The sequence below is a fragment of the Zobellella sp. DQSA1 genome, from assembly GCF_041950555.1.
Taxonomy (GTDB): Bacteria; Pseudomonadota; Gammaproteobacteria; order Enterobacterales; family Aeromonadaceae; genus Oceanimonas.
The window spans coordinates 3950706-3971322 of the sequence record NZ_CP169531.1; the positions used below are offsets into that span (position 1 = coordinate 3950706).

General features: G+C 60.1%; 16 protein-coding genes and 1 pseudogene. 13 read left to right on the top strand and 4 right to left on the bottom strand.

Annotation, left to right across the window (positions count from 1 at the left end):
* Nucleotides 1–56 precede the first annotated feature (56 nt).
* The gene (locus ACEVBK_RS18805) at nucleotides 57–542 is read right to left on the bottom strand and encodes an Lrp/AsnC family transcriptional regulator (RefSeq protein WP_375056404.1); all 486 of its coding nucleotides are present in this window, start codon (nucleotides 540–542) and stop codon (nucleotides 57–59) included.
* A gap of 130 nt (nucleotides 543–672) precedes the next feature.
* Here ACEVBK_RS18805 and ACEVBK_RS18810 point away from each other — a divergent pair, with 130 nt between their 5' ends.
* From ACEVBK_RS18810 to ACEVBK_RS18835, 6 genes and pseudogenes are all read left to right on the top strand, one after another.
* Nucleotides 673–1704, top strand: a complete 1032-nt coding sequence (locus ACEVBK_RS18810) for a histone deacetylase family protein (RefSeq protein WP_375056405.1) — start codon at nucleotides 673–675, stop codon at nucleotides 1702–1704.
* A gap of 398 nt (nucleotides 1705–2102) precedes the next feature.
* On the top strand, nucleotides 2103–3647 hold the full coding sequence (locus ACEVBK_RS18815) for an alanine/glycine:cation symporter family protein (protein ID WP_375056406.1): 1545 nt from the start codon (nucleotides 2103–2105) through the stop codon (nucleotides 3645–3647).
* A 113-nt stretch (nucleotides 3648–3760) separates the two neighbouring features.
* Entirely contained in the window at nucleotides 3761–4912 is a 1152-nt protein-coding gene (locus ACEVBK_RS18820) for an ornithine cyclodeaminase (protein WP_375056407.1), read from the top strand.
* A 108-nt stretch (nucleotides 4913–5020) separates the two neighbouring features.
* Nucleotides 5021–5178: pseudogene (locus ACEVBK_RS18825) on the top strand (glutathione-disulfide reductase); the annotation flags it as partial.
* 284 nt (nucleotides 5179–5462) lie between these two features.
* On the top strand, nucleotides 5463–7394 hold the full coding sequence (locus tag ACEVBK_RS18830; protein ID WP_375056408.1) for a TonB-dependent receptor domain-containing protein: 1932 nt from the start codon (nucleotides 5463–5465) through the stop codon (nucleotides 7392–7394).
* 85 nt (nucleotides 7395–7479) lie between these two features.
* Complete coding sequence (locus ACEVBK_RS18835) at nucleotides 7480–7758, top strand: DUF2218 domain-containing protein (protein ID WP_375056409.1); 279 nt, start codon at nucleotides 7480–7482, stop codon at nucleotides 7756–7758.
* A gap of 77 nt (nucleotides 7759–7835) precedes the next feature.
* On the opposite strand, the gene ACEVBK_RS18840 is transcribed toward ACEVBK_RS18835, so the two are convergent.
* Nucleotides 7836–8318 carry a peptidylprolyl isomerase gene (locus ACEVBK_RS18840; RefSeq protein ID WP_375056410.1) on the bottom strand — a complete coding sequence of 161 codons (483 nt, stop codon included), beginning with the start codon at nucleotides 8316–8318 and terminating at the stop codon, nucleotides 7836–7838.
* A 101-nt stretch (nucleotides 8319–8419) separates the two neighbouring features.
* On the bottom strand, nucleotides 8420–9373 hold the full coding sequence (locus ACEVBK_RS18845; protein WP_375056411.1) for a helix-turn-helix transcriptional regulator: 954 nt from the start codon (nucleotides 9371–9373) through the stop codon (nucleotides 8420–8422).
* 286 nt (nucleotides 9374–9659) lie between these two features.
* Here ACEVBK_RS18845 and ACEVBK_RS18850 point away from each other — a divergent pair, with 286 nt between their 5' ends.
* The 5 genes from ACEVBK_RS18850 (at nucleotide 9660) to phaR (ending at nucleotide 16413) form a co-directional block, all read left to right on the top strand.
* Nucleotides 9660–11549: a TonB-dependent receptor gene (locus ACEVBK_RS18850; RefSeq protein ID WP_375058607.1), complete on the top strand. Its 1890-nt coding sequence runs from the start codon at nucleotides 9660–9662 to the stop codon at nucleotides 11547–11549.
* A gap of 23 nt (nucleotides 11550–11572) precedes the next feature.
* Nucleotides 11573–12598 (top strand): methyltransferase, encoded by a 1026-nt coding sequence (locus tag ACEVBK_RS18855; RefSeq protein WP_375056412.1) that lies wholly within the window; start codon nucleotides 11573–11575, stop codon nucleotides 12596–12598.
* The gene (locus tag ACEVBK_RS18860) at nucleotides 12595–13812 is read left to right on the top strand and encodes an MFS transporter (protein ID WP_375056413.1); all 1218 of its coding nucleotides are present in this window, start codon (nucleotides 12595–12597) and stop codon (nucleotides 13810–13812) included. The genes ACEVBK_RS18855 and ACEVBK_RS18860 overlap by 4 nt, the downstream gene beginning before the upstream one ends.
* 121 nt (nucleotides 13813–13933) lie before the next feature.
* Nucleotides 13934–15466: an EAL domain-containing protein gene (locus tag ACEVBK_RS18865; protein ID WP_375056414.1), complete on the top strand. Its 1533-nt coding sequence runs from the start codon at nucleotides 13934–13936 to the stop codon at nucleotides 15464–15466.
* A gap of 422 nt (nucleotides 15467–15888) precedes the next feature.
* Complete coding sequence (phaR, locus tag ACEVBK_RS18870) at nucleotides 15889–16413, top strand: polyhydroxyalkanoate synthesis repressor PhaR (protein ID WP_375056415.1); 525 nt, start codon at nucleotides 15889–15891, stop codon at nucleotides 16411–16413.
* A 45-nt stretch (nucleotides 16414–16458) separates the two neighbouring features.
* On the opposite strand, the gene phaP is transcribed toward phaR, so the two are convergent.
* Nucleotides 16459–17100 carry a TIGR01841 family phasin gene (gene phaP / locus ACEVBK_RS18875; protein WP_375056416.1) on the bottom strand — a complete coding sequence of 214 codons (642 nt, stop codon included), beginning with the start codon at nucleotides 17098–17100 and terminating at the stop codon, nucleotides 16459–16461.
* An 835-nt stretch (nucleotides 17101–17935) separates the two neighbouring features.
* Between phaP and gcl the strand changes: the two genes are divergently transcribed.
* Complete coding sequence (gcl, locus tag ACEVBK_RS18880; protein ID WP_375056417.1) at nucleotides 17936–19711, top strand: glyoxylate carboligase; 1776 nt, start codon at nucleotides 17936–17938, stop codon at nucleotides 19709–19711.
* Between the two features lie 70 nt (nucleotides 19712–19781).
* The gene (gene hyi, locus ACEVBK_RS18885) at nucleotides 19782–20564 is read left to right on the top strand and encodes a hydroxypyruvate isomerase (protein ID WP_375056418.1); all 783 of its coding nucleotides are present in this window, start codon (nucleotides 19782–19784) and stop codon (nucleotides 20562–20564) included.
* Nucleotides 20565–20617 lie beyond the last annotated feature (53 nt).

The window sequence follows — 20617 nt, forward strand, 5'->3', positions numbered from 1 at the left end:
TTGCAGTGACCAAGGCCGGTACATCCGGCCTTATTTTTATCCGCCCTTCGCCGTCCCTATTCCGGAACCGGTATACGCGTAATAGCCTTGATTTCTCGTAGTGCAAAACTTGATTGAATGGATGCAATACCTGGCTGCCTGCGCAAAACATCCTCGACGAAGTGTCCATAGCTCTCCAGATCGGCAGCCAGCACAGTCAGTACATAGTCCGCTTCTCCAGACACTTTGTGGCAAGACAGAACTTCTGGTAACCGGAGGATCACTCGCTCAAACTCATCAGGAGCACTCGTGGAGTGATCACCAAAGCGGACTTGAGCAAACGCCAACACGTCAAAACCCAGCTTCCGACGATCCAGATTGGCCTGATAGTCCTTTATATATCCCAGGTCTTCCAAACGCTTACGGCGGCGCCAGCACGGCGTCACTGTCATCGATAGACGCTCTCCCAAGGCCGAACTAGACAGAGTGCCATCATCCTGCAATAGACGGAGCAGGGTTCGGTCGACCCCATCAAGATCTTCTGAAGCAATTTCTTTTCTCATAATGCGCACAAAGAAGAAAAACTTGGCTCAATCTTCGTGAATATATGAGTAAAAGGCAAAGCATTTTCTGCTAACAAGTGAAAGAATTTTACTCACATTAATATTTCCCAACGGCAAGAGGATTCTAAGTATGCTGACAGTCTTCAGTTCCAAACATCTCCTCCACCACGGCTCAGAACTTAAAGATGGCGCCATAACGCCTTCCTTCGAAAACCCTCAACGTGCCGAAACGATATTGGCCCGAGTCCAAAGCACTGGCCTGGGAGAGATCATTGGCGAGCGAGAGTTCGACCGTTCCTGCTATATCGCAGCCCACAGTGAGCGCTATGTGACATTCCTTGAAAATGCCTGGACGGAATGGACAGCAACGGGAAAAACGCATGACGCGCTACCGCTGGTTTGGCCGGTCCGAGACCTGGCCATCGACCAAGAACCGGGATTTATCGATGGCAAGCTCGGTTTCTATGCCATGGATGCAGGTGCGCCCATCACTGCTGGTACCTGGAAAGCCGTGCGCAGTAGTGCCAACGTGGCGCTAACCGCTATGGAAACCATTATAAATGGAGGTCACAGCGCTTTCGCTCTGTGTCGGCCTCCGGGTCACCATGCGGCACGAGAGTATATGGGCGGCTACTGCTACCTCAACAATGCCGCCATTGCAGCAGAGCGTTGTCTGAGTCGAGGCGCAAAGCGAGTCGCCGTGCTGGACGTCGACTTTCATCACGGAAATGGCACCCAGAACATCTTTTACGACCGCGCCAATGTCTTTTTCGTCTCCCTCCACGGTGACCCGCATGTCTCCTACCCATATTTTTCAGGATTCGCACACGAGCAAGGAATAGACCAGGGCACCGGCTTTACCGCTAACTACCCCTTGGCAAAGGGGACTGGTTGGGATCGTTACCGCGAAGCACTGAAGAATGCCCTGGATCGCATCGTGACGTACAAGCCCGATTTTCTGATCGTATCCCTTGGCGTTGATACCTTCGAGGATGATCCAATCAGTCACTTCCGACTCACCAGCGAAGACTTCCTCCGCATGGGGGAGCAAATCGCTAGCATTCGAACCCCGACGCTTTTCGTCATGGAGGGTGGCTACATGGTTGATGAAATCGGTATCAACGCCGTGAATACCCTTCAAGGGTTCGAGAACAATCCTTGAGCGCCCCCAACAAACACGCCAGCTCAACATCAACTCCATGAGATATGAGTAAGAGATGTCGTCATGAAGCAGCCTGCTGGTCGGAGGGATAAACGGCAGTGGCCGACGAAGCACCACCAAGTTCGTCCCAGCCCGAACCAAACCAGTGGCGCCTTCCGTCATCGAGAATGTGATCTCAACAGTCATTCATCCCAAGGAGGTTCTCTCCCTAGAAACACCGTGCACAGAGGAAGTCGAGCACCAGTACAAACCAAGGGCATTGAAGCCCGGGCGCCGGGTTACCACGACCCGGCCGGAGTACTAATTGGGCTGACCAAGGAGTCCGGGGCCGTTCAGAACGCACCAATAACGGTCAAGCCCTGAAACCACAGGTAATTACCAAGGAGTCAATGATGATAATGAGAGTACTATTCGCCGGCCTCATGCTGCTGCTCATGCCGGCCGCTTTCGCACAGGACAAGAGTGGTATCGACGCGACCATCAACTCCATCATGGAGCCGATCGCCAATATCGCGGTGTCGATCATTTTCTATACCGTGTCCATTGCAGGGGCACAGATACCGTTGATCGTGCTCTGGCTGGCCATTGCCGCGATCTTCTTCACCTTCTACTTCCGTTTTATCAACTTTCGGGCTCTCGGCCATGCCCTGAAACTAATCCGCGGCGACTATACCGACCCCAGATCCAGCGGCGAGGTATCGCACTTCCAGGCGTTGGCAACTGCGTTGTCTAGTACCATTGGCCTAGGCAACATTGCCGGGGTCGCCGTCGCCATTTCCCTTGGCGGCCCAGGGGCCACCTTCTGGATGATCTTGGTCGGCCTGTTTAGCATGTCTACCAAATTTGTGGAGTGTACCCTGGGGGTCAAGTACCGCAACGAGAATCCCGACGGCTCTATTTCGGGTGGCCCCATGTACTACCTGAGCAAGGGGCTGGCCAAGCGCAACATGAGCGGTTTCGGCAAATTTCTAGCGGCGTTTTTCGCCATCTGCATGATCGGCAGCACGCTGGGTGGCGGCAACATGTTCCAAATCAATCAAGCCTATCAGCAGTTCGTCAACGTCACCGGTGGCGAGGCCAGCTTTTTCGCCGACAAGGCCTGGCTGTTCGGCCTGGTCGTCGCCGTCGTCGTGGGGGTAGTGATCATCGGCGGCATAAAGCGCATTGCGCATGTTACCGAAGTACTGGTGCCGTTTATGGGCATTGTCTACCTGTCAGCCACGCTGGTCATCATCGCCACTCACATCGGTCAGGTACCAGCAGCCTTCGCCACCATCATTACCGGAGCCTTCGCTCCCGAAGGCGTCGCAGGAGGCATCATCGGGGTGATGATCCAGGGTATGCGCCGCGCCACTTTCTCCAATGAAGCTGGCGTCGGCACAGCCGCCATCGCCCACTCAGCGGTACGCACAAAGGAACCGATTACCGAGGGCCTGGTTGCCCTGTATGAGCCTTTCATCGATACCGTAGTAATCTGCACAGCTACCGCGCTGGTTATCATCATCACCGGCGTCTACACCCAGGAAGGGCTGGACGGTGTGCAGCTAACCTCGGCGGCCTTCGCGACCGTTATCGGCTGGTTCCCCTACTTGCTGGCCATAATCGTCATCCTGTTTGCCTTGTCTACCATCATCGCCTCCTCTTACTACATGGTGAAGGCCTCGACATATCTGTTCGGCGAAAGCCCGAGAATAGAACTGTTCCTGCGGCTAATCTTCTGCGGTTTCACCGTCATTGGAGCGACCTTACAGCTCGGAACAGTGATTGACTTGACCGACGCCTTGTTCTTCTCGATGGCCATTATCAACATTATCGGGCTCTATATCCTGGCTCCGGAAGTCAAAATGGACTTGGACTCCTACTGGTTACGCCTGCGAAGCGGAGAAATACGGCCTTACAAGGCTTCCCGGACAAAGGCTGTTTTGACGAACCCAACTGATTAAGCACCGACGTTCCGCCCAATAGCTGACATTGGTGGAATGACCTTAAGGTGTCGACAACGCGAACTGGCGACAGGTGTATCACCATCTGAATATCGCCCCTAGTGCTCACCACCATGATCGACGTTGCCGGCAGTATTACCACCGGGGGGATGGCAGAACTGCCCCCTAGCTTTCAACCTCTTTTACTGATGGAGAGATTTATGACCCGTTTCGTGGACGTTCCGACCATGTCGAGCCTTATTCAGGATATCGGCATCGCCCAGATGATCGGAGACCTCGCCGACACAATCCGCGACGACTTTATCCGGTGGCCTGAATTCGACAAGTCGGCCCGTGTAGCCAACCATTCCGACATCGGAGTCATTGAACTGATGCCGGTATCAGACACCAAACGCTATGCCTTCAAGTATGTGAATGGCCATCCCAAGAATACCCAGTGTGGCCTATATACCGTCATGGCCTTTGGCGTTCTGGCCGATGTCGAGACCGGCTACCCAATACTCCTCTCGGAGCTGACCGTAGCTACTGCATTGCGTACTTGCGCCACTTCACTCATGGCCGCACGGGCCCTCGCCCGTCCTGGCTCCCGCCGCATGGCACTGATTGGCAGCGGCGCGCAAAGCGAGTTCCAAGCGCTAGCCTTCCACTACCACTTGGGTATTGAAGAAATTGTGGCATATGACGTAGACCCGCTGGCTACAGAAAAACTCATCCGCAACCTGTCCGCCTATCCATCACTCAAGATCATCCAGGCTAGCTCCACCGCCGACGCCGTCCGTGGCGCCGACATCGTCACCACGGTAACCGCCGACAAAGCCTATGCAACTATATTGACTCCAGACATGATCGAACCCGGCATGCACATCAACGGTGTGGGCGGAGACTGTCCGGGCAAGACCGAGCTGCACGCAGATGTACTCAGGGCAGGCAAGGTATTCGTCGAATATGAGCCACAAACCCGTGTCGAGGGAGACATCCAGCAAATGTCGGACGACTTTCCGGTATGTGATCTTTGGCGTGTACTGGCGAACCAAATCCAGGGGCGCGATAGCGATGAACAGATAACCATCTTCGATTCGGTAGGTTTCGCATTGGAAGATTACTCGACCCTGCGCTACATCAACGAGCAGGTGGAAAAACGTAACCTCGGTACACGCATTGAGCTGGTACCTTGGGGGGAATGCAACGACGGTAACGATCCGAAGGATCTTTTCCGCTACACCCACTCAAAAAGAGCCCGCAAGTCCGTGCGGCGTGTTGCTTGAGGCCTGAAAATCCCCATCGTCAACAGAAATCCGCGCACGCCACCGGCCAAGTATTAAAGGCTTGCAGTATAGATGTATGAGCCATGTGGATGGGTCCTAAGCGACAACGAGAAGGTGGTAGGCATCCACGGCATCGGCTTCAGCATGGACGAAATCCTGCAAGGCTTTGCGGTGGCGGTGAAGATGGGCGCCACCAAGGCCGACTTCGACGCCTGTGTGGGGCCATCCACCCCACCGCGGCGGAAGAGTTCGTGACCATGCGCTGACTATCAGCCAGTAGCACCAGCCGGGGCCTGCCCCGGCTTTTTTTTTTGCGTGGGGGCTGTTCAATGACGGTTTATTTCCTCGGGCCAGGGCAACAGGAATAAAAGGTCGGCAACCGGATCGAAGGCGGGCTACACATGAGCACCCGGCTCCCCTGAATGGCGCTGACCGGGCCGGCACCGGAATGATGTAACAATTGTAAAACCGTTTCCCTTTGCCGCTTCATTAAAAAAGAATACGAACCCTAATCATTTGATAATAATTCTTGTTTGAAGAGGTTGACGACGTGTTTAGCAGCAATCACAAACCCAGCCTGCTGGCTCTGGCCATCGCGGGCATGGTGTCCGCCCCCCTGGCCGCCAACGAGGTAACCACCCTGGCAACCGTCAATGTCACCGACAGCCGCACCGCGCCGGACACCGACATTCTGATCGGCCAGGAAACCCTGGAGAAAACACAGGCCACTGACGCAGCCGACATTTTCTCCGGCAATCCTGAGATTGCGGTAGGGGGGGGCTCGTCACCAGTTACCCAGAAGATTTACGTTCGCGGCCTGGAAGATACCCTGCTCAATGTCAGCATCGACGGTGCCACTCAGGCTGGCTATCTGTTCCATCACCAGGGTCGACTAACCGTAGCCCCCGAGTTGCTCAAGCAGGTGGAAGTCTCCGCCGGTGCCGGTGAGGCCACCAACGGCCCGGGTGCACTGGGTGGTGCCATTCGCTTTATCACCAAGGATCCCACCGATCTGCTGCGTCCGAGCCAGCGGGCAGGTGCCATGATCCAGACCGGCTACTTCAGCAATACCGACGGTTACAGAACTTCGGGCAGTGTTTACGGCTACCTGACCGACGACTGGAGCGCTCTGGCGACCCTGTCCAAGACCAAGCTCGGCGACTATAAGGATGGCGACGGCAACTCTCAGCGCTACACCGAGTCCGACGTACTGACCGGCTTTGCCAAGGTTGTTGGGCAGTTGACCGACGAGCAAAAGCTGACCTTGAGCTATGAACGAAACCAGGACGAAGCCTTCCGCAAGCACCGCCCGCACTGGGTGGCCAGCGCCGGCAACCCGGTTTTCGATCAGAAAGTGATTCGGGAGACCATCACCGGAAAATACGGCTTTAACGCCGCCAGTAACGACCTGATGGATCTGGAGCTGACCCTGTACAATACAGAGGCATCACTGGAGCACACCAACCACCCTCGTTTTGGCAGAAGCTTTGGCACCATAGACAGCTATGGTGCCGATCTACGCAATACCAGCAGGCTGGACGCCCACAGCCTGACCTACGGCGTGGATCACCGTCATGACGAGGGCAAGCTCAACGCATCCAGAGAAACCGGCAGCGTGACCGGCCTCTACCTGCAGGATCATTTCCAGGTAACCAGCCGTCTGATGCTGAGCGCCGGCGCCCGGTACGACTGGTATGAGCTGGACGAAGAGTTTACCGGCAACAGCTTCAGCGAGTCCGGGTTCAGCCCCAACCTGGGCTTCAGCCTGGATGTCACCGATGAGCTGATCCTGCATGGAGGCTGGGCCCGGGCCATGCGCGGCACCCAGATCAAAGAATTGTTTGTACTGGACTACTACGAACATGCGACCGATCGCACGAAAGAAGTCGCCGACAACTACGAACTGGGCGTGACCTACCGTAATGGTGGGCTGCGCCTGAATGCCGAAGCCTTCGTTACCGAGATCGACAATGTGGTCGGTATCGTCTACAGAGCACGTCCCCTGCCCCCCCAACTGAACAACCTGGGCAAGCTGAAAACCAAGGGCTTTACCGCCGGCATAGGCTACGACTGGAGCCGCGTCAGTGCTGGCCTGAGCTACAGCCAGAGCCGCCCTGAACTCGACGGTGTACCGCTGAGCGACTTTGACATGGCCCTTGGTACCAGCGTAGGCGACACCTGGGTCGCCAGCCTGGACTTTCGTCCCGTAGACAGCGTGGACCTGGGTTGGACCGGCACCTTCCGGGAGCGCCTGACCACCCTGGCCCCCGGATTCGAGCAAAAGCCCGGTTACGGGGTGCACGATCTCTATGCCCGTTGGCGTCCGCTGGCTGGCGATCAGTTGACCCTGGCCGTGACAGTACAAAACCTGTTCGACAGACAGTACCAGGATCACGCCAGCTACGCGCCCTTCGACGCTCTCGCTAGCGGCCTGCCCGAGGCCGGCCGGGATATCCGCCTGAGCGCGAATTACCGGTTCTGATGGTTCAGGGGGCGAAGGCCCCCTTTGGCGACTTCATGAACAGGAAAAACAATGGTTGCTTTTCAACCCTCACAAGGAGATCCCCATGGCTGACTGCCTGGCTCGCATCGCCACTCCGGACGGAGAAGGCTACATCAAGAAACTCTGCATCCACTTCCGTCACAAGGTCGAGGCCGACTGGCAGGAACGGCAAGGCTGGGTACAGTTCGCCATGGGCCGCTGCGAACTGAATGCCGGTGCCGGGCACCTGGAGGTGCGCTGCACGGCGGCGACCCCTGCCGAACTGGCGGCGGTGGCCGACACCGTGAAATCCCATTTCGACCGCTTCGCGGTACGGGACGGCCTGGTACTGCGCTGGGCATGAAGCCGGGGCGGACCTTGCCCGGTGCACAAAGCAAAAAGCCGGCCCCGGTCCGACTCCGTTAATGGGCGGATATCCGCTCAGTGGTGGTGACCACCTTCGCCGTGGGCGTGGCCGTGGGCGATTTCTTCCTCGGTGGCGGGGCGCACCGACACCACCTCCAGTTCGAAAGTCAGGGTGCGACCGGCCAGGGGGTGGTTGAGATCCACCTCGGCCATGAACTTGCCGACTTTCAGGATGGTCACCTGGCGCTGGCCCTGATCGGTATGCACCACGGCGGTCATGCCCGGCTGCCAGCGCGTGGCGCCACTCAGGTGTTTGACCGGCACCCGCTGGGTCAGGCCGTCCTTGCGCTCACCGTAGGTCTCGGCGGCCGGCAGGGTCACGCTGAACGGCTCACCGGCTTCCTTGCCGAGCAGAGCCTTTTCCACCCCCGGCATCATATTGTTGTGGCCGTGCAGATAGGCCAGCGGCGACCGGCCGACGTTGCTTTCCAGCACCTCGCCGTGTTCGTCCTTCAGGGTGTAGTTGAACTGTACTACGGTGTTGTCGGTAATCTGCATCTGTCGTCCTAATGTAAGTTGAGTCTCTGGCAGAAACGGTATCATAGCAGATGCGAGGGCCGAAGGCGGTACCGGGGGCGGACAAGCCGGCGGCCTTACCTCTACCGCTCCCCGGCCACCGACTTGGGGCTGCGGCCAAAGAAGCCGGTAAAGGCGGCGCTGAAATTTCCCGGGTGGGCATAACCTACCCGGTAGGCCACCTGGGCGACCTGCCAGCCGCCGGCCAGCAACTCCCGGGCCCGCTGCATGCGCAATGCGGTCAGGCGGCGATAGGGGCTGGTGCCATACAACCGGCGAAACCCCTCCTTCAGCTTGTATTCACTCAAGGCGACACGGGCACACAGATAGGCAATGGTCAGCGGTTGGTCCATTTCCTCGCACATGATGTCCTGCGCTTGCTCGACCCGGGCAACCTCCGCAGGAGCCAGCCGGGGTTTATCGCCGGCCTGTACCCGCAGCCGTTGCAACTGGGCCGACAGCAACGACAGGGCATGGATTTTCAGCTCAAGATCGCCGCCCCGGCTACCGAGTTCGGCATCGTCCAGCACCTCGAGGTGCCGGTTCACGCTGGCCGGACAGGGATAAAACGCCAACTGCCGAAGAGCGCCATCCCGACCGGCGCAGGACCCTAGCAGCTGTTCGCCCCGGCCCTGGCCGAGATAAGTATCCAGGGCACCCTGAGTCACGATCAAGCGCAGTTGTCGAGTCAGCTCTCCCGCCTTGAAGCAGCGTTCCCCCTGGCTGGCGCGAACAGAGGCCACGGTGGTTTGGCCCCGCCGGAACAGCAGACGCTCACCGGAGTCGGCGCGATACAGGGAATCTCCGCACAGGCCGAGGGTGATGATCAGGGTCCTTTGCTCCTCCTGCTGGCGGCTGCTTTCCACCAAATCATGGTGGGGCCGGTAACGGGAACGGACCAGGCTGAAACCGGGTTCGACCCGGTAACGTTCGAAATAACACTCCCCCACCTCGGCGGGCAAGCGGTACTCCTCCCAGCCGTTAACACCCCGGGCCGGGCCCGGTCCGGCCTCTTCCGCCGCAATACGGTACCTCATCGATATCTCCCCACCTTTCCGGCGTACATCCGGCCACACCATGGTGCTCAACGGAATCCATATAAATTCCGCCGATAATAATATTAATGAGAACCATTCTCAAATATTGATTCTGATATTGTTCCCGTATCAGGTAAATCAATCGACACGTCCGGAGGATACCGTGGACAGCGCAGTTAATCGGCCGACGAGGGCGGGGCTTGCCCTGGTATTACTGAACCTGCTTCCGTACCGCGCGACCTGGGCCGAGCCCGGTTCACCGGCAGCCGGATACAGTTTGCCCCCGGTGCTCGTCACCGCCACCAAAATCACCCAACAGGCCGGCTCGGTGCCCTCTTCCTTTACTCTGTTCGATGGCGACGAGCTCGAGGCCGCGGGCATTCAGGATCTCGATACCCTGAGCTATCGGATCCCCGGCTTCAGTTTCCAACCCTTCGGTCAGTCCGGCATCAACCCGCCGGTCGTCCGGGGGCTCAGTTCGAATTTTGCTTCCTATTCCTCGTCGGCCCTGCTGGTGGTGGACGGTGTTCCGGTGTTTATGCCGCAGGGGTTCGACAGCGATCTGCTGGGACTCGATCGGCTGGAAGTGCTGCGCGGTCCCCAGTCCAGCCTGTATGGGCGCAATGCCGAGGCCGGGGTGATCAGCCTGCACAGCCGGGCGCCCGATCAACGGCGGGCCCGCGTCAGCCTCGATCTGGCGACACAACACAAGCACAACCTCAGGGCCGACCTGGCCACGCCCCTGGTGGACGATATCCTCTATCTGGGGGTAACCGGCAGTTGGCTGGTGCAGGACGGTTTTATCGATAACCAGGCTAGCGGCGCACGGGAAGACGATCGCCGCCGCTACAGCGGCAGGCTGGCACTGCGCTGGATGGCGGGGCCGGGGAGCGAAGCTACCCTGCGCTACCAGGCCACCCGCTTCGACGATGGCGCCAGCCTGTGGGGGAATTCCGGTGGTGAGCGGGCCAGGGTCAGGTCCGGCACCGACAGCTGGAACCGCTCCTCCGGGCGGCTGTTGTCGCTGAATGTGGTCCATGCCATCAGCGACCAGCTGCGCCTGCACAGCGTCACCGCCCATCACCGCTTTCACGACCGGGTACAGCAGGACACCGACTTCCGGCAACAGGATCTGTTCCATATCCGTCGCGACAACCGTTTCGATACCCGCTCGCAGGAGCTGCGCCTGGAAGGCCATGCCTCCCGGTTCGACTGGGTGGCGGGCCTGTATCTCGACCGGGAAGATCATGAGCTGGGCGGCGAACAGAAAAACCCGCTGGCCTCGCTGCCCCTCAACGCCCGACAGCAGGGGCGCACCCAGGCGCTGTTTGGCCAGTTGAGCCTGCCTCTGGCGGATGACTGGACCCTGACCCTGGGGGCCAGGGGAGAGCGGAACAGGGTCGCGTTTACTCCCGCGAGCGGGCAGGAGCGCCGGCAGCAATGGCATCGCTGGTCTCCCAGCCTGGCCCTGCAATACCAGTGGCGGCCAGGCGACCTCCTCTATGCCACCATCGCCGACGGTTTCCGCAACGGCGGCTTCAACACCCTGGCCGTGGCCAGCGGCTACCCGGCTTACGATCCCGAAAAAGTGCGTTCCTTCGAACTGGGCATCCGGGGCTCGGCCCTGGCCGAGCGACTGAACTATTCGCTGGCGCTCTATCAGATGACCATTGACGACATGCAGGTACAACAGATGCCGCTCCCCGGGGTGGTATATGTCGCCAACGCCGCCGAGGCCGATGCCAACGGAGCCGAGCTGGAGCTCGACTATCGCTTCAACGACGACTGGTCGCTGCTGGTGGCGCTGGCTTACAACCGCACCCGCTTCAGCCACTTTATGGACGGCGGCAATGACTATCGGGGCAACCACAACCCCTTCGCCCCGGATCTGAGTGGCAGCCTGGGGCTCAGATACCAGGATGCCGACGGCTGGCACGGCCAGGCCGGCCTCACCGGCAGCAGCCGTCTCTATGTGGATGCCGCCAACCGGCACGCACGGGCCGGCTTCGGCCTGCTCAACCTGGCATTCGGTAAAGCCTGGGGAAGATGGGATGTCACCGGCTATGTCGACAACCTGTTCGAGCGCCAGTACGACACCTACGGCTTCCAGAACGGCTTCGTCGATGTGTACAGCCCTCCACGCCAGTTCGGCATACGAATCGGCTACGACTTCTGAATACCATTAACGGCGGAGAACTAATGATGACGGCTCAACACCAACTGCAACCTTACTGGGATCTGGCGGCATCCGGCATTCGGGCGGAAGCCTTGCGACTGGCTCTGGAAGCCGGCGTGTTCATCCGGCTACAGCAGCCGCTCACCGGCCGGGAGCTGGCCACGCGGCTGAACTGGGTCACGGCGAATACCGAGTACCTGCTGGAGCTGCTGTGGAGCATGGCCTTGCTGCAACGCCACCGGCACCCCCGCTGCCCGGAATTCCGTTATTGCGTCAATGCCCTTTCCCGCCGTTACTGGTGTGAGGGCGAATATCGCTGTACCGAATCCTGGCTGTTTCGCCACCAGGCCCTGCGCCAGACGGCGGCGGGCCTGGAATCCCAGCTGCACTCTCCCCGGCCGGCGCGGAACCCGCCCCTGGCTTCCGGCCACGACTGGGCCCGGGCGGCCCGCCGCCAGCTTGCCCAGGAGCAGCGCACCGTCAGCGCCCCGGCGGCGATAACCCTGAGTTCGGCCATACCCGAGTTCACCACCGCCCGGACCCTGCTCGACCTGGGAGGCGGCCCGGGTCTGATCGCCATCGCCCTGGCGCTGCACCATGCTCAACTGGGGATCACGCTCTTCGAATGGCCCGAGACCGCCGCCATCGCTCGGGAAAACATCGCGGCGGCCGGTTTGCAGCAACGCATCAATACTCGGGACGGCGACCTGAATCAGGCCGACCTGGGGCAGGGCTACGACATCATCTGGGGTTCGTCGGTACTGCACTTTGCCACCGATCCCCTGCGGTTGCTGCGACGAATCCACGAAGCCCTGGCCCCGGGGGGCGTCTTTATCAGCCTGCATGCGGAGCGCTCGCAACAGGCGGAAACGGACGCCCGGGTATTGCCCTACTATCTGCCGTTGCTGCTCGCCGGACGTTTCGTACCCACCGCCGGGGAGCTGGAAGCCTTGCTGCACCAGGCGGGCTTCGACACCGTGGCCCAGGCCGGTCACCATGAGTTCGCCCTGGTTCCCCTGAACGTCTTGCTGGCCAGGAAGCGTCCATGACCCTTCGTGATTCCCATGCACTCTACCGGCAGGCGATGTTCGGCTGGTGCAACTTTGCCCTGGCCGTGCCGGCCGTCTACCTGTGGCTGGGGCTGCCGTTGCTGATGCGCGAACACGGCTGGTCGGGAACCGACATCGGGCTTTATATGCTGACCGGCATGCCCGCCGTGCTCAAGTTCGCCCTGGCGGCCCCCGTGGAACGCCGCCGTCACGGCGCGCCCCGCTACAAGGTCTGGGTGCTGGCGCTGAATGCCGGGGTCATCCTCATCCTGGGCTGGTTGGCCTGGCAGGGCCAGACACTGCTGGAGCAACGGGGTTATCTTTATGGCCTGGCACTGACCGCCGGCCTGCTACTGACCTGGGCCGACATTCCGCTCAACGCGCTGGCCATTCGCCTGATCCCCGTCCACCAGCGCCTGCTTGCCGGAAGCATCCGCTCCGGCGCCATGAGCCTGGGAGCTATCACCGGTGGCGGCCTGATGCTGCTGGTCCAATCCCGCTGGGGCTGGCAAGCGCCCTTCATGCTGATGATGGTCGCCCTGGGGAGCGCCATCGCCCTGCTGCTGCCGGCCCTACAAGGCAGGCAGGAACCAGCCCCTCCGCAAGGCACCATAAAAAATATCTGGCTGGGCTACTTCGGCCAGGACGGCAGCGGCTTGTGGAACTGCCTGCTGCTGCTTTTCTTCCCCTGCCTGGCCGCAGCCTGGCTCTATCTCAAACCCCTGCTGCTGGACCACGGTTTTTCCGTTGAGCAGGCCGCCTGGATAGCGGGGGTTGGCGGCGGCACCGTCGCCGCCATCGCCAGCCTGCTCTGCGGGCGCCTGGCTGCTCACCTGGGCATAGTCCGGACCGTACAGAGGGTCGCCCTGCTCGGCCTGCTGGCACTGCTGACCCTGACCGCCGCCGTCGCGATCCCTGCGGCCGGCATGCTGACCCTGCCGGGGGTGGTACTGCTCTCTGCCGCCATGGGGATGGCGGCGGCCCTGACCTTCGGACTGATGATGCATTTTTCTCGCGCCAGGGCTCGCGCCACCGATTACGGTATCCAGGCCAGTCTCTTTGCCCTGGGCCGCCTGCTGGTCGCCACCGCCGCCGGAATGTTGCTCGACCTCTGGGGCTATCCCGGCCTGCTGTCAGTCCTGATGCTGGCCATGCTGGCGGTAACGCTGCTGTGTCGGTACGGGGCCCACGCCTGGAAACATGCCCTGTGCTGAGCGGCCCCATGGCCCCATGTTATGTTTCATCGGGTAACGGACTGATCACAAAGCCGATTCCGGTATGTCGGAACCGACTTTATGACATAGAATTGTCCGTATTTCCTACCCGGGAGGCCAGATGCCATTCCACCACGCCAGGCTGCGCCGTTTTTACCTTCATTTGGCCGCGGCCCTGCTCGCCGGCCTGCTGCCCATCCTGCTGGGCCTGGGGATCATCTACTGGCAGACCCAAAGCGGACTGCATCGGGACGCCCAAAACCGGCTGGATCACGCCCGGCGGATGATGGACCAGACCCTGGACCATGCCCACCGCGCCGCCGATGCCGTGGCAGAGCATGCCGGCCAGCCCTGCGAACTGGTGGAACAGCGGCTGCGCGAGCAGGTGGCGACGGTGCCGGACGTCCGCACCGTCAACCTGGCCCGGGGCCGCACTATCTACTGCACCTCCCTCTACGGCTCCTACCAGGCCGACTCACGGATCGACGACTTCATAGAAGGCCAGCTGAACCTGATGCCCGGCAACCGGGTGACCCCCAACCACCCCCTTATCGCCTACCGCCAACCGGCCGGGGAGTACAGCGTGCTGGTGGGGATAGACGGCTACTACCTGCGCAATATCCTCGACATGCCGGGCGACGGCGCACCGCTTCACCTTGTCGTCGGCTCGCGCTGGATGGGGCCGGACGGCCAGGTTCACGAGGGTCTGCCGGCTCAGGCGGGGCAAGAACTGTCTCTCTCCTCCACGGACTACGCCTACCGGCTCGGCACCCACCTTTCCGGCCAGAACTACTGGCACCACGCCTGGACCTACTCCAGTGGCAGCCTGCTCCTGCTTCCCCTGTTCAGCCTGGGAGCCGGGTTCGGTCTGTTCTGGCTGCTGGGTCGCGCCATCTCCCCCGCCCAGGAGCTGGCACGGGCGCTGCAGCATCAGGAGTTCGTGCCTTTTCTGCAGCTCGTGGTCGACGGCCAGGAACGGCGTTGCACCGGTTGTGAAGTCCTGATGCGCTGGCAACATCCCAGGCAGGGGATGATACCGCCGGACCGCTTTATCCCCCTGGCCGAAGACAGCGGACTCGTCATTCCCATGACCCGCGCCCTGATGACCCAGGTGCGGGAGCACTTCGCCCCCCTGGCCCGGCAATTGCCGGTCGGTTTTCACTTCGGCTTCAACATCAGCGCCAGCCACTGTCGGGACTTCGATCTGGTGGATGACTGCCGGGCGTTCATCACGGCCTTCGATGGCCATCCCGTCAAGCTGGTACTGGAGCTGACCGAACGGGAGCTGGTGGTCGCCGACGACGTCACCGACAGGCTCTTTGCCGAGCTGCGCGCCCTGGGTGTCCTGGTCGCCATCGACGACTTCGGCACCGGTCACTCCAGCCTGGCCTACCTGCAACAGTTCCGGGTGGATTTTCTCAAGATAGACCGGAGCTTCGTGGGCATGATCGGGGTCGATGCCCTTTCCAGCCACCTTGTCGACAACGTGATCGATCTGGCCACCCGGCTCGAGCTCAAGATGGTGGCGGAAGGCGTGGAAAACCAGGCCCAGGTGGATTACCTGGCGGCACGGCAAGTACATTACCTGCAGGGCTATTTCTTCGGCCGCCCCCAGCCCCTCGAGGAATTTTCCCGCACCCTGCTCGACGACTGATCTCGGCCCGTCCCGGCGTCGCCTTGCTCTCCGCCGACGCCAGGGGGAGACGGGCAGGCTTTATCGCTCCGCCCTATGCTCATGCCGCTCCCGGTCGCCGCGCGGCCGGGCCTTGGCGAATGGAAAGATAAATAAAATGAATAATGTTAATTATCATAAACATTAGTATTGATATAAGGGGGCATAGAATGCCCGCTTAGCCTCAATGATCATCCGGCCCCAGGTACCTGATGCGTTGAGCCCCTTCCTCCAGGCATTGTTGTTTTGAGACGCTCCTCATGAAAAAAACCATATTGACCGTCTGTGTGGCCGTTTCCAGCCATGGTCTGTGCGCCGCGCCAGCGGGCACCACAGCCAAATTGAGCCCCCCCGGGGATTGGGATACACTGCCCTGAACCCAGCCAGCCGAGAGCCAGTGCCGCATGTCCAAACCGCAGGATAGTGTTCGCATTATCAAGAAGTACCCCAATCGCCGCCTGTACGACAGCCATACCAGCAGCCACGTCACCCTGGCCGACATCCGTCGGCTGGTGCAGGAAGAAGAGCCTTTTCAGGTGGTGGACGCCAAAACCGGCGAAGATCTGACCCGCAGCATACTGCTGCAGATCATCCAGGAGGCGGAAAGTGACGGCGATCCCATCTTCTCCAGCGACATGCTGAAGAACATCATCCGCTTCTATGGCCCCTTTCAGGGGGTGCTGGGCAGCTACCTGGAAGAAAGCATCCAGTCGGTGATCGATATCCAGGCCCAGGCCGGCATGCAGTCCTCCAAGGCCTGGGCCGAGTATATGCACAGCCAGGTGCCAATGATGCAGGAGCTGATGCGCCAGTACGTGGAACAGTCCCGCAACCTCTATCTCAACACCCAGAACATGTTCGGCCTGTTCGGCGGCTTCCCGGGCGGCGGTTCCGACCCCAACGATCCAAAAAAAGGCGATAAGGAGTGATCCTTATCGCCTCAAACGAGATAACAACAAGTTATTGATTGTTATTTAGTTTGCTTTGGCCGCACCACGAGTGGTCTTGCCGGCCGCGGTCGCGGTATTGGAGGCGGCGGCAGCCACGGTATTGATGCCTTTTTCTGCGGCTTCGGCCACTTGCTTGGCGGCTTTTTCGGAATTCTCCGCAGCCTGCTTCACCGCCTTGTCGGCGATATCGGCCGCTTCCTTCGCAGCCTTCTGGGCACTTTCGTACGCTTCGTTGGCGTTGCTGACCACGGTTTTCAGGGCGGTAACCGCAGGCTCGGCGGCGGCCGGTACGCTGTTGGCGAACTGCTCGACCAGTTCGTCCACCTGCTTGCTGCCGGCGGCGACTTGCTGTTCACCGAACTTGCTCACTTCCTGCTGCGCACCGGTGACCAGCGCGAATACATCACGGTTGAAGGCCAGCTGGCGTTCCAGCAGAGCAGTGGGGCTGAAAAAAGCGGTCTGCAGCTCGAAGAAAGCCTTGGGGTCCCGCACCGCCAGCAGCTTGCTGCCGTAGTCAAACTGGGCCGCACTCAGCTCGGTGATGGCCTGGTATTGCAGCTGGCCCAGTTTCTCTGCGCTGGAAAACAGGCTGCTGCTCAGCTTCTGCACCAGATCCAGGTTGGCTTGTTGGGCACTTTGCAGTTTTTCAAAATCGAACAATGACATAGTAACGTCTCCTGAAGTATGGGAAGGCAATGAGCCCTGCACGCCAACAGGGAAAACATCATCACACAACTTTTTCTCGGCGCGCATGGTCATTATTGCACCGCACAAAAAACATTTACAAGCTCTTTTTTGTGCACCGCACAAAAAAGAGCGGGAAAGACCAGGCCGACCCGCGTGTAACCGCGCGAAAACCGCCACGCCCATATATGCCAGCCAAGTATTAAGCCCGCATGACACGGGCTTCGGTGGCATGGCCGGTACCGCCTTGCCGGGCGTATCTGGCCGCCGTTGCCCGGGCAGGCTTCTCTTTTCCCCCTCTTTATACCCCGCCGCGCACCCGAAATAAGGGCGGCGCACAACAACCGTCGTCACCAGGCTCCGGCAGGGTCGGAGTGGAGCCGACGATCGGCCCGCCAGAATTGCATACAAAAACTAAAACACTTATGTATAAAAAAGTGTAAAAGTGATGCTATGGTTAACTCCGCGACGCCCTCCCTCTGGCCAGACTGTCTCTCCTTAAAAAAGAAAAACAAATTCCATAAAACAGAAAGTAAAAGGCACGACCGGGATCCCGCCGGGGAAACGAACACAAAAACAGATTTAAAACATATATTTACACTGAAAATTCACTATCTGAAACACAAGCCAACGATCCAATGAATTCCACATTGTAAAAATGACTTCCAAAAATATGTTGATCGTCACATTTTTTTTCGTATCATCAGGCTATGGGTTGCGCAGTTGTTAACCGCCCTCACCAGGTGGAACTGCGCACCGACCACCATGGACAATCAACAACGGTGCCGAGAGCACCTCAGATGAATGGATACCGATTATGGCTAAAATGAAAGCAATCGAAGCAGCCGCTAAAATCCTGGAGCTGGAAGGTGTTACCAAAGCCTTTGGCGTTCCCGGCGCCGCCATCAACCCCTTCTACGCCGCGCTGCGGGGTCTCGGCTCCATCAACCACGTGCTGGCTCGCCACGTCGAGGGTGCCTCCCACATGGCCGAAGGCTATACCCGTGCCAACCCGGGCAATATCGGGGTCTGTATCGGTACTTCCGGCCCCGCCGGTACCGATATGATCACCGGCCTGTACTCGGCCTCCGCCGACTCCATTCCGATCCTGTGCATCACCGGCCAGGCGCCGCGTGCCCGCATGCATAAGGAAGACTTCCAGGCCGTGGACATCGAGTCTATCGCCAAGCCGGTCGCCAAGTGGGCGGTCACCGTGATGGAACCGGCCCAGGTGCCCGGTACCTTCCAGCAGGCGTTCCACATTATGCGCTCCGGCCGCCCCGGCCCGGTGCTGATCGACCTGCCCTTCGACGTGCAGATGGCCGAGATCGAATTCGATCCGGAAGCCTACCAGCCGATGACCCCCTACAAGCCGGCCGCCACCCGCATCCAGGTCGAAAAGGCCCTGACCATGCTGAACGCCGCCGACAAGCCGCTGATCGTATCCGGTGGCGGCGTGATCAACGCCAATGCCGATGCACTGCTGACCGAATTCGCCGAAGTGCTGAGCGTGCCGGTGATCCCGACCCTGATGGGCTGGGGCACCATTCCCGACGACCATGAGCTGATGGCCGGCATGTGCGGCCTGCAGACCTCGCACCGCTACGGCAACGCCAACCTGCTGGCCTCCGACTTCGTGATCGGCATCGGTAACCGCTGGGCCAACCGCCACACCGGCTCTGTCGACGTTTACACCAAGGGCCGCAAGTTCGTGCACGTGGACATCGAGCCGACCCAGATCGGCCGGGTGTTCGGCCCGGATCTGGGCATAGTGTCCGACGCCGGCGAAGCGCTGAAGCTGTTCGTGGAAGTCGCCAAGGAATGGAAAGCCGCCGGCAAGCTGAAAGATCGCAGTGCCTGGGTATCCGAGTGCCAGGAGCGCAAGCGCACCCTGCAGCGCAAGACCCACTTCGACAACACCCCGGTCAAGCCGCAGCGCGTGTATGAAGAGATGAACAAGGCCTTCGGTCGCGACACCACCTATGTGTCCACCATCGGTCTGTCGCAAATCGCCGCCGCCCAGTTCCTGCACGTGTACAAGGCGCGCAACTGGATCAACTGTGGTCAGGCCGGCCCCCTGGGCTGGACCATCCCGGCCGCCCTGGGGGTGTGCGCCGCCGAGCCGGGCCGCCAGGTGGTTGCCCTGTCCGGCGACTATGACTTCCAGTTCATGATCGAAGAGCTGGCGGTGGGTGCCCAGTTCAAGCTGCCCTACATCCATGTGCTGGTGAACAACTCCTACCTGGGCCTGATCCGCCAGTCCCAGCGCGGTTTCGACATGGACTACTGCGTACAGCTGTCGTTCGAGAACATCAACGCGCCGGAACTGGGCGAGTACGGCGTGGATCACAAGGCCGTGGTGGAAGGCCTGGGCTGCAAGGCCATCCGGGTATTCAAGCCGGAAGACATCGCCCCCGCCTTCGAACAGGCCAAGGCGCTGATGGCCGAGCACCAGGTGCCGGTGGTGGTGGAAGTCATCCTGGAGCGGGTGACCAACATCGCCATGGGTGTGGAAATCGACGCCATCAACGAGTTCGAAGAGCTGGCCGAGAAGGGTGCCGACGCCCCTACCGCCATCTCCCTGCTCGACTGACAGTAACGCGGCCCGGCCTCCAGGTCGGGCCCATACTGAATATGCCCCCAACTGAACAAAGGACATCGCAATGCCGAAATTAGCTGCCAACCTGTCGATGCTGTTTACCGAAGTGGACTTCCTGAACCGTTTCGCCGCCGCCGCCAAGGCCGGCTTCAAGGGCGTGGAGTACCTGTTCCCCTACGACTTTCCGGCCGAAGAAATCAAGGCCAGGCTGGACGAAAACGGTCTCGAACAAGTACTGTTCAACCTGCCGGCCGGAGACTGGGCCGCGGGCAGCCGCGGCATCGCCGTCGACCCGAGCCGGGTTGAAGAGTTCAAACAGGGCGTGGACCAGGCCATCGCCTACGCCAAAGTACTGGGCAACAAGCAGGTCAACTGCCTGGCCGGTATTCCGCCCGCCGGCGTGTCTGATGAGCAGGCCGAGGCCACCTTCGTCGCCAACCTGAAATACGCCGCGGAAAAACTGAAGGACGCCGGTATCAAGCTGATTGCCGAGGCGATCAACACCCGCGATATTCCTGGCTTCTTCCTGAACAACAGCAGGCAGGCACTGGACATCATCGAGCAGGTCGGTTCCGATAACCTAGCGTTCCAGTACGATATCTACCACATGCAGATCATGGAAGGGGACATCATCCCGACCATCGAGAAAAACCTGAGCATCATCAACCACATCCAGCTGGCCGACAATCCGGGGCGTCACGAACCGGGCACCGGCGAGCTGAACTACCACAATATCTTCGCCTTCCTGGACAAGGTGGGCTACCAGGGTTGGGTGGGCGCCGAATACAAGCCGGCCACCACCACCGAAGCGGGCCTGGGCTGGCTGAAGACTCACGGCATTGTCTGAATCCCTGAACTGATTGCTCCCGGCGCCGGCCATCCGGCGCCCCAAGCCAAGAG

Coding starts and splice junctions, on each gene's coding strand:
- phaP (WP_375056416.1), bottom strand. CDS start 17,100: ATGTCATTGTTCGATTTTGAAAAACTGCAAAGTGCCCAACAAGCCAAC.
- ACEVBK_RS18855 (WP_375056412.1), top strand. CDS start 11,573: ATGATGACGGCTCAACACCAACTGCAACCTTACTGGGATCTGGCGGCA.
- phaR (WP_375056415.1), top strand. CDS start 15,889: ATGTCCAAACCGCAGGATAGTGTTCGCATTATCAAGAAGTACCCCAAT.
- ACEVBK_RS18835 (WP_375056409.1), top strand. CDS start 7,480: ATGGCTGACTGCCTGGCTCGCATCGCCACTCCGGACGGAGAAGGCTAC.
- ACEVBK_RS18810 (WP_375056405.1), top strand. CDS start 673: ATGCTGACAGTCTTCAGTTCCAAACATCTCCTCCACCACGGCTCAGAA.
- hyi (WP_375056418.1), top strand. CDS start 19,782: ATGCCGAAATTAGCTGCCAACCTGTCGATGCTGTTTACCGAAGTGGAC.
- ACEVBK_RS18805 (WP_375056404.1), bottom strand. CDS start 542: ATGAGAAAAGAAATTGCTTCAGAAGATCTTGATGGGGTCGACCGAACC.
- ACEVBK_RS18860 (WP_375056413.1), top strand. CDS start 12,595: ATGACCCTTCGTGATTCCCATGCACTCTACCGGCAGGCGATGTTCGGC.
- ACEVBK_RS18845 (WP_375056411.1), bottom strand. CDS start 9,373: ATGAGGTACCGTATTGCGGCGGAAGAGGCCGGACCGGGCCCGGCCCGG.
- ACEVBK_RS18840 (WP_375056410.1), bottom strand. CDS start 8,318: ATGCAGATTACCGACAACACCGTAGTACAGTTCAACTACACCCTGAAG.
- ACEVBK_RS18820 (WP_375056407.1), top strand. CDS start 3,761: ATGATCGACGTTGCCGGCAGTATTACCACCGGGGGGATGGCAGAACTG.
- ACEVBK_RS18865 (WP_375056414.1), top strand. CDS start 13,934: ATGCCATTCCACCACGCCAGGCTGCGCCGTTTTTACCTTCATTTGGCC.
- ACEVBK_RS18815 (WP_375056406.1), top strand. CDS start 2,103: ATGAGAGTACTATTCGCCGGCCTCATGCTGCTGCTCATGCCGGCCGCT.
- gcl (WP_375056417.1), top strand. CDS start 17,936: ATGGCTAAAATGAAAGCAATCGAAGCAGCCGCTAAAATCCTGGAGCTG.